The sequence below is a fragment of the Lysobacter enzymogenes genome, assembly GCF_017168095.1.
Taxonomy (GTDB): domain Bacteria; phylum Pseudomonadota; class Gammaproteobacteria; order Xanthomonadales; family Xanthomonadaceae; genus Lysobacter; species Lysobacter enzymogenes_D.
The window spans coordinates 1-7,559 of sequence record NZ_LXSD01000460.1 but is presented as its reverse complement, the minus strand read 5'-3'; the positions used below and the strand labels follow the sequence as shown (position 1 = coordinate 7,559).

Annotated in this window: 8 protein-coding genes; all 8 read left to right on the top strand. The window is 70.6% G+C overall.

Annotated elements, in window-relative coordinates; all coding sequences use genetic code 11:
• Nucleotides 1-278 (top strand): hypothetical protein (locus A7A76_RS19655; RefSeq protein ID WP_206412834.1); only part of this gene is annotated, 278 nt, incomplete at its 5' end.
• Between the two features lie 259 nt (nucleotides 279-537).
• Nucleotides 538-1,683 (top strand): tetratricopeptide repeat protein, encoded by a 1,146-nt coding sequence (locus A7A76_RS19650; RefSeq protein WP_206412832.1) that lies wholly within the window; start codon nucleotides 538-540, stop codon nucleotides 1,681-1,683.
• Between the two features lie 19 nt (nucleotides 1,684-1,702).
• Nucleotides 1,703-1,966, top strand: coding sequence for a flagellar biosynthetic protein FliQ (locus A7A76_RS19645; RefSeq protein ID WP_096377167.1), 264 nt, complete (start codon nucleotides 1,703-1,705; stop codon nucleotides 1,964-1,966).
• Nucleotides 1,967-1,968: 2 nt separating this feature from the next.
• Nucleotides 1,969-2,736: a flagellar biosynthetic protein FliR gene (locus A7A76_RS19640; protein ID WP_206412830.1), complete on the top strand. Its 768-nt coding sequence runs from the start codon at nucleotides 1,969-1,971 to the stop codon at nucleotides 2,734-2,736.
• 2 nt (nucleotides 2,737-2,738) lie between these two features.
• Nucleotides 2,739-3,815, top strand: a complete 1,077-nt coding sequence (locus tag A7A76_RS19635; RefSeq protein ID WP_206412828.1) for an EscU/YscU/HrcU family type III secretion system export apparatus switch protein — start codon at nucleotides 2,739-2,741, stop codon at nucleotides 3,813-3,815.
• Nucleotides 3,812-5,875, top strand: a complete 2,064-nt coding sequence (locus tag A7A76_RS19630; protein WP_206412826.1) for a flagellar biosynthesis protein FlhA — start codon at nucleotides 3,812-3,814, stop codon at nucleotides 5,873-5,875. Before A7A76_RS19635 ends, A7A76_RS19630 begins: the two co-directional genes overlap by 4 nt.
• Nucleotides 5,876-5,878: 3 nt before the next feature.
• Nucleotides 5,879-6,640 (top strand): flagellar hook-basal body protein, encoded by a 762-nt coding sequence (locus A7A76_RS19625; RefSeq protein ID WP_206412824.1) that lies wholly within the window; start codon nucleotides 5,879-5,881, stop codon nucleotides 6,638-6,640.
• A 16-nt stretch (nucleotides 6,641-6,656) separates the two neighbouring features.
• Nucleotides 6,657-7,454, top strand: coding sequence for a flagellar basal-body rod protein FlgG (gene flgG / locus A7A76_RS19620; protein WP_206412823.1), 798 nt, complete (start codon nucleotides 6,657-6,659; stop codon nucleotides 7,452-7,454).
• The last annotated feature ends 105 nt before the right edge of the window (nucleotides 7,455-7,559 follow it).

Sequence of the window (7,559 nt, the reverse complement as noted above, 5' to 3'; positions counted from 1 at the left end):
ACAGCGCCTCGGCGCGCGCCGCGGCCAGCCGCGACGTCGCCGCGCTGCGGCGCGAGCTCGGCGAGATCGCCGCCCAGGCCGATCCCGACGACGAGGCCTCGATGGAACGCGCGCGCCCGCGCGTGGTGCGCGCCATGCTGTTGTGGGAGTTCGGGCCGGGGCTGCGCGATTACGGCGAGTGGCAGCCGATGCTCGACAGCATCGTGCAGGCCCTGGACAACGACGAGGGCCAGCGCCGCGCCCTGGCCGAACTGATCCGCGAACTGCGCCGCGGCTAGCCCGCGCCGGTAGCTCAGCCTGCGACGTTCATGTAGCTGAAATCGAATCTGCAGGCCGAAAGCATTCTTCGAAAGTCGTAGTTGACTCGCCGAAAATCGGTGCTGTAACGTGGTTCTCAGCACGAATCGACCTCCGTCACTTATTGGGTCGTTCGTAGCGGGGGAGCGGAGTCGTTTCAAGGAATGGAGCGACGTTCGCGCAGTAACGCACGGCTGGCCGTGCAAGCAGTTGCAGTACTTTGGGAACTACTTTTTCAAGATGGACACGGACGTTAGGCTGGCGCGCCTGCGCGCCTATCTCGCAGTCGATCCCTCCAATTCCGACCTGGCCTGCGAACTGGCCGATGCGCTGTTGGCGCTGGGTCGCCACGACGAGGCCCTTTCCACTCTCGACCGCCTGCCCGCCGAGGCGGCGATGTCGCCGGGCGTGCGTTTCCGGCGCATGCGCCTGGACCTCGCCGGCGGCCGCTATGGCGAGGCCGAGGCCTTGGCCCGGGCGCTGCTCGACGAGGGCGTCGATACGCCCACGCTGCGCCACGACCTGGCCTTCGCCTTGCTGTGCCAGCGCCGGGCCGACGAGGCCGAGCGCGAACTGGCCGAGGCCGAACGCCGCTTCGGCGCGCAGGCCGCGTTGGCGACGTTGCGCGCGCGCGTGGCGATGATGCTCGAACGCGGCGCGGACTCGGTCGAGTACGCGCGGCAAGCGGTCGCGCTCGATCCCGACGACGTGTCCGCGCAGGGCGTGCTCGCCCTGGCGCTGTTCGACGACAGCCGCTTCGACGAGGCCGGCCTGGTCGCCGCCTCGGCGCTGGCGCGCGACGCCGACCAGCACGAATCCCTGCTCGTCGCCGGCACCCTGGCGCTGTGGCGACAGGACGTGGATGCGGCGCAGGCCGCATTCGAACGCGGCCTGCGCCGGCACGCGAACTCCGGCCGCGCCTTGTCCGGCCTGGGCCAGGCGCTGATGCTGCGCAACCGCCTCGACGATGCCCGCCCGGTGCTGGAACACGCGGTCCGGGCGATGCCCGACCACATCGGCACCTGGCATGCGCTGGCCTGGACGCAGCTGCTGTCCGGCCGCCGCGACGACGCCGAAACCAGCTATCGCCAGGCCTACGCGCTGGACCGCAATTTCGGCGACACCCACGGCGGCCTGGCCCTGATCGACGCCTTGCGCGGCGATTACGACAACGCCGAGCAGGGCATCAAGCGCGCCCTGCGCCTGGACCCGAACGCGGTCACCGCGCGCTACGCCCAGACCCTGGTGCTCGACGCGCGCGGTCAGCACGACGCCTCGCAGACGCTGATGGGCGAACTGTTGCGCGCCGGGCCATCGGCCGCACCGATACCCGTGAGCGAATTCGCGGCACGCCTGAAGAAAACTCTCGACGCCAAGCACGCCTGAAGCCCGGGAGAAGGCCCTCATGGATGCCGATTACGCGATCCGTCTGCTGACGGAGACGCTGCTGGCCGCCGCCAAAATGTCGGCGCCGATCCTGCTGGCGACCCTGGTCGTCGGCCTGGCGATTTCGATCGTCCAGGTGGTCACCCAGGTCCAGGAAATGACCCTGACCTTCGTGCCGAAGCTGGCCGTGGTCATCGTCGTGTGCCTGATGATGGGCGGCTGGATGCTTTCGGTCGCCACCGAGCTGGCCAAGCGCATGTTCGAAGTGGCGGCGGGGCTGTAGCCGTGGACGCGATCGAACGCTACGCCGGCGCGCTGATCCTGGCCTTCCTGCGCTACCTGCCGGCGGTGGCGATCTCCGGCCTGTCGCCGCTGCGCTGGGCGCCGCCGATGGTGCGCATCGCCCTGGCCGCGGGACTGGCCTGGACCACGGTGCTGGCGCTGCCGGCCGAACGTTTCGCCGCGATGCCGACCCAGCCCGGCGGCTGGATCGCGGCGGCGGCCGTCGAACTGGCGATCGGCCTGGTGTTCGGCCTGGTGGCGATGATTCCGCAAGGCGCGCTGCACACGGCCGGCTGGCTGGTCGACGTGCAGGCCGGCCTGAGCGCTTCGACCTTGTTCAGCCCGGGCGCGCAGAACGACGTGCAATCGGCGCTGGGCACCGCGTTGATGCTGCTCGGCACGGTGCTGTTCTTCACCCTCGACCTGCACCTGGAGCTGTACCGCGCGCTGGTCGCCAGCGCGCAGGTGCTGCCGCTCGGCGGCGCCGGCGTGCATCTGGACGCGCCGGCGCTGTTCGGCCTGATCGGCAGCAGCTTCCTGCTCGCGCTGATCGCGGTCGCGCCGGTGGTGCTGGGCCTGTTCGCGGTCGATGTCGGCGTCGCCTACGCGACCCGCTCGATGCCGCAGGCCAACGTCTATTTCCTGATGCTGCCGTTGAAGATCGTCGCCGCGATGCTGCTGCTCGCCGCGACCCTGCCGTTCATGCCGGCGCTGATCGGCCGGTTGTTCCGCGACGCGTTCGCGCGCGCGCCGGCGTTGCTGGGAGGCTGAGCATGTCGCAGGGCGACCAGGACAAGACCGAAGAACCCACCGCCTACCGCCTGGAAGAGGCGCGCAAGCGCGGCGAGGTGGCCAAGAGCGCGGACGCGGTCGGCGTTTTGCTGATGATCGTGTTCGCCGCGGTGGCGGCGATGAGCGCGGCCTGGGTCGCCTCCAGCCTGGCGATGGCCGTGCGCCGCACGATCGAGCTGGCCGGCAACGCGCCGGCCTTGAACGGCTCGTTCGTGCGCTGGATCGCGCAGGTGTGGGCGCCGGTGTGGCAGGCGCTGACGCCGCTGGCGCTGGCGCTGGTGGTCGCGGCGGTGGCGGCGAACCTGCTGCAGACCGGGCCGATGTTCACCACCCATCCGCTCAAGCCCGACTTCAAGCGGATGAACCCGGCCAACGCGATCAAGCGCATCTTCTCCATGCGCACGCTGTGGGAACTGGGCAAGCTGACGGTCAAGAGCGCGCTGCTGGCCGGCTTGTGCGCGCTGTTCGTGTGGAAGGGGCGGGCGCTGGCCGAGGCGGTGGCGATGAGCCTGCCGCAACGCCTGGGCGCGCTGCTGCTGGCCGGCTTCGTCAAGGCCTCGGTGTACGTGCTGATGATCCTGGCGCTGGTGGCCGCGCTCGACCTGTTGTTCACCCGGCGCGAGTTCATGCGCAAGATGCGCATGAGCCGGCGCGAGCTGCGCGACGAGATCAAGCGCCGCGACGGCGATCCGCAGGTCAAGTCCAAGCAGAAGCAGCAACTGCGCGAACTGCTGCAGAAGACCCGCGCGCTGAGCCGGGTGCGCGAGGCCGACGTGGTGCTGACCAACCCGACCCATGTCGCGGTGGCGCTGCGTTACCGCCCCGGCCAGACCCTGGCGCCGGTGGTGCTGGCCAAGGGCGCCGGCGCGCTCAGCGCGCGCATCCGCGCGCTGGCCGCGCGCCACGGCGTGCCGGTGATGCGGGTGCCGCCTTTGGCGCGCGCGCTGTACGGCGAATGCGCGATCGACGCGATGGTGCCGGAGGCGCGCTACGCCGAACTGGCGCCGATCTATAAACGACTGTGGGCCGCGCGCGGCGGCGAGGCGGCGAGCGCATGAAATCGATGCTCGGACAACTGTGGACCGGCAAGCGCGATCTGGCCCTGATCGCGCTGGTGATCGGCGTGCTGGTGGTGCTGTTCGTGCCGGTGCCGGCGCCGGTGCTGGACTTCCTGCTGGTGACCAACATCAGCGTGGCGCTGCTGATCCTGCTGGTGACCTTCTTCACCGAGACGCCGCTGAAGTTCTCGACCTTCCCGACCATCCTGCTGCTGTCCACGCTGTTCCGCCTGTCGCTCAACGTCTCGGCCACGCGCCTGATCCTGGAAGGCGCCGACGCCGGCCGGGTCATCAACGCGATCGGCGAGTTCGTGGTCGGCGGCAACTACGTGGTCGGCATCGTCGTGTTCCTGATCCTGGTCGTGGTGCAGTACGTGGTGGTGACCAGCGGCGCCCAGCGCGTGGCCGAGGTCGCCGCGCGCTTCACCCTGGACAGCATGCCCGGCAAGCAGATGAGCATCGACGCCGACATGAACATGGGTCTGATCGACGAGCACGAGGCCAAGCGCCGGCGCGCCCTGGTCGAGAAGGAAGCCAGCTTCTACGGCGCGATGGACGGCGCGACCAAGTTCGTCAAGGGCGACGCCATCGCCGGCATCATCATCATCCTGACCAACATCGTCGGCGGCCTGGCGATCGGCATCGCCCAGCTCGGCCTGCCGTGGGGCGAGGCGGTGCAGCGCTTCACCCTGCTGACCATCGGCGACGGCATCGTCACCCAGATCCCGTCGCTGGTGATCGCGGTGGCGACCGGCATCATCATCACCCGCGCCGCGGCCGACGCCCAGCTGGGCTCGGAGATTCCCAAGCAGGTGCTGGCCAATCCGCGCGCGCTGCTGATCGTCGGCCTGGCGCTGATGGCGATCCTGCTGCTGCCGGGCTTCCCCAAGCTGCCGGTGCTGCTGGTGCTGGCGCTGCTCGGCGGCCTGGCGTTCATGAGCCTGCGCGCGCACAAGGACGCGACCGGGAAACAGGAGCAAGGCGAAGGCGAGGCCGCCTCGGAAACCCCGGCCGCGGCCGGCGACGAGGTCCAGCAGTGGATGCGGATCGAACCGATCGAGATCCGCCTCGGCGCCGAACTGAGCGAACACCTGACCGGCCCCGGCAGCGACCTGATCGAACGCTTCGGCACCTTGCGCAAGCAGTTCGCCCAGGACCTGGGCTTCCTGCTGCCGAAGATCCAGACCGGCCCGCGCGCGGAACTGCCGGCCAGCGGCTACGAGATCCACTTCCACGGCAGCCGGGTCGGCGCCGGCGAACTGGCGATCGACCGGGTGCTCGCGATCAATCCCGGCGGCGAGCGCGCCAGGCTCGAGGGGCCGGAAACGCGCGACCCGGCCTACGGCCTGCCGGCGCAGTGGATCGCCAGGGACCAGCGCCAGTTCGCCCGCACCGCCGGCTACACCCTGGTCGATCCGGACACGGTGCTGATGACCCACCTGAGCGAACTGGTCAAGCGCCAGGCCGCCGACCTGCTGACCCGCGCCGACACCGAACGCCTGCTGCAGCGCATGCGCGACCAGCACGCCTCGCTGCTCGAGGAACTGGTGCCGTCGGTGCTGAGCTATTCCGACATCCAGCGCGTGCTGCAGCTGCTGCTGCGCGAGCAGGTGTCGATCCGCCACCTCGAGGCGATCCTGGAAGTGCTGATCGACGCCGGCAAGACCACCAAGTCGGCCGAGGACCTGACCGAGCGCGTGCGCGAGCGGCTCGGGCCGATCATCTGCCAGCCGCTGCGCGACGCCCAGGGCGATCTGCACGTGCTGACCCTCGCGCCGGACGTGGAGCGCGCGCTGATGGCCAACCTGCGGCCGGGCGAGGCGCGCGGCGGCCTGTTCGCCGAGGTCGCCCAGCTCGACGGCTTCATGAAGAACCTCGCGCGCCAGGCCGAAACGATGATGAGCCGCAACCTGTCGCCGGTGGTGCTGTGCCCCTCGCCGGTGCGGCGCAGCCTGCGCGCCTTGCTGCACCGCTCGATGCCGTACGTGGCCGTGCTCGGCCTCAACGAGATCCCGGCGACCACGCCGGTGCGTTCCTTCGCCGCCATCCAGGTGACCTGAGCCATGTCCGATACCCTCCAGGCCGTCGCCCGCGCGCTCGCCGCCGACGTGCAGCAGCTGTCCGCGGTCGGCCACAACGTCGCCAACATCAACACGCCCGGCTATCGCGGCGTGCGCGTGCAGCCGGGTTTCGATCCGGCGAACTTCGACGCCGCGGGCGCTGCGCGCAACGGTTCGGCGCCGGCCGACGCGACCCCGCTCGGCGCCGACCCGCTGGCCGCGGACCGGACCCGCATCGACCAGCGCGACGGCACCCTGATGCAGACCGCGCGCTCGCTCGACCTGGCCCTGCAGGGCGAGGGCTTCTTCGCGGTCGAGCGCGCCGGCCGCAGCTTGCTGACCCGTTCCGGCGCGTTCCGCGTCGACGCCGACGGCGCCCTGGTCAACGCGGTCGGCGACCGCGTGCTCGGCGAGAGCGGGCCGATCCTGCTCGGCGAGCCCGGCGCGGCCGCGGGCCTGCGCGTGGACGCCAACGGCGAACTGTGGAGCGCCGACCGGCGCAGCCTGGGCCGGCTGGAGCTGGTCGCCGCCGCCGACGCCGCGGCGCTGCGTCCGGCCGGCGACGGTGCCTACGCCTACGAAGGCGAGCGCGGCGAATGGCGCGGCCGGGTCGTGCAGGGCGCGCTGGAGAGCGCCAACGTCGATGCGGCCGCCGAAACCTTGCGCCTGATCGAAACCACGCGCCACGCCGAATCGGTGCAGCGCGCCATTTCCATCTACGACAAAGCCATGGACGCCGGCATCAACCGGATCGGCGACAACTGAACCTGGAGACCGACAGATGATCGACGCACTCTATATTTCCGCCAGCGGCCTGCGCAGCGAACAAAAGCAGATCGACGTGATCTCCAACAACGTCGCCAATCTGCAGACGCCGGGCTTCAAGCGCGGCCGGGCCAATTTCGTCGAAGTCGCCGCGGCCGCGGTCGCGGCCGATCCGGCGCAGGCCGCCGACCCGGCCCAGGCCGCGCGCCTGGCGGCCGAATCGGCGGCCGGCAACGGCAGCCGGGTGCTGTCGACCTCGACCATGTTCACCCAGGGCGAACTGCGCGCCACCCGCGGCGTCTACGACCTGGCCATCGACGGCGCCGGCTTCTTCGAACTGAGCACCGACGACGGCCGCAGCGTCTACACCCGCGACGGCCAGTTCCGCCTCGACGCCGAAGGCGCGCTGGTGTCGATCCACGGCCCGCGCCTGACCCAGGACATCCGCATTCCCGAAGGCGCCAAGGACGTGCGCATCGACGCCAAGGGCGAAATCACCGCGATCCTGGAAGGCGAGAAGGAGCGCAGCCTGCTCGGCCAGATCGAACTGGCCGCGTTCGCCGCGCCCGACCAGCTGAGCTCGATCGGCGACAACCAGTTCCAGGCCGGCGACGCGGCCGGCGCGCCGGTCTACGGCCGTCCCGGCGAGACCGGCTTCGGCCAGTTGCAGCAGGGCCAGGTGGAAATGGCCAACGTGGAAATGATCGACGAGATGTCGGCCCTGGTGCTGGCGCAGCGCGCGTATCAGCTCAACGCGCGCGTGCTGCAGGCCTCCGACCAGATTCTCGAAACCATCAACAACCTGCGCCGCTGAGCCGCGATGAGCGCCTTCCTCCTGCTTCCGCTCGCGCTCGGCGCGGCCGCCGCGGCCGCCGCGCCGCCGGCGCAGACCGTCGCCGCCGAGCGCATCGCCGCGGCG

Coding starts and splice junctions, on each gene's coding strand:
- A7A76_RS19650 (WP_206412832.1), top strand. CDS start 538: ATGGACACGGACGTTAGGCTGGCGCGCCTGCGCGCCTATCTCGCAGTC.
- A7A76_RS19645 (WP_096377167.1), top strand. CDS start 1,703: ATGGATGCCGATTACGCGATCCGTCTGCTGACGGAGACGCTGCTGGCC.
- A7A76_RS19635 (WP_206412828.1), top strand. CDS start 2,739: ATGTCGCAGGGCGACCAGGACAAGACCGAAGAACCCACCGCCTACCGC.
- A7A76_RS19630 (WP_206412826.1), top strand. CDS start 3,812: ATGAAATCGATGCTCGGACAACTGTGGACCGGCAAGCGCGATCTGGCC.
- A7A76_RS19625 (WP_206412824.1), top strand. CDS start 5,879: ATGTCCGATACCCTCCAGGCCGTCGCCCGCGCGCTCGCCGCCGACGTG.
- flgG (WP_206412823.1), top strand. CDS start 6,657: ATGATCGACGCACTCTATATTTCCGCCAGCGGCCTGCGCAGCGAACAA.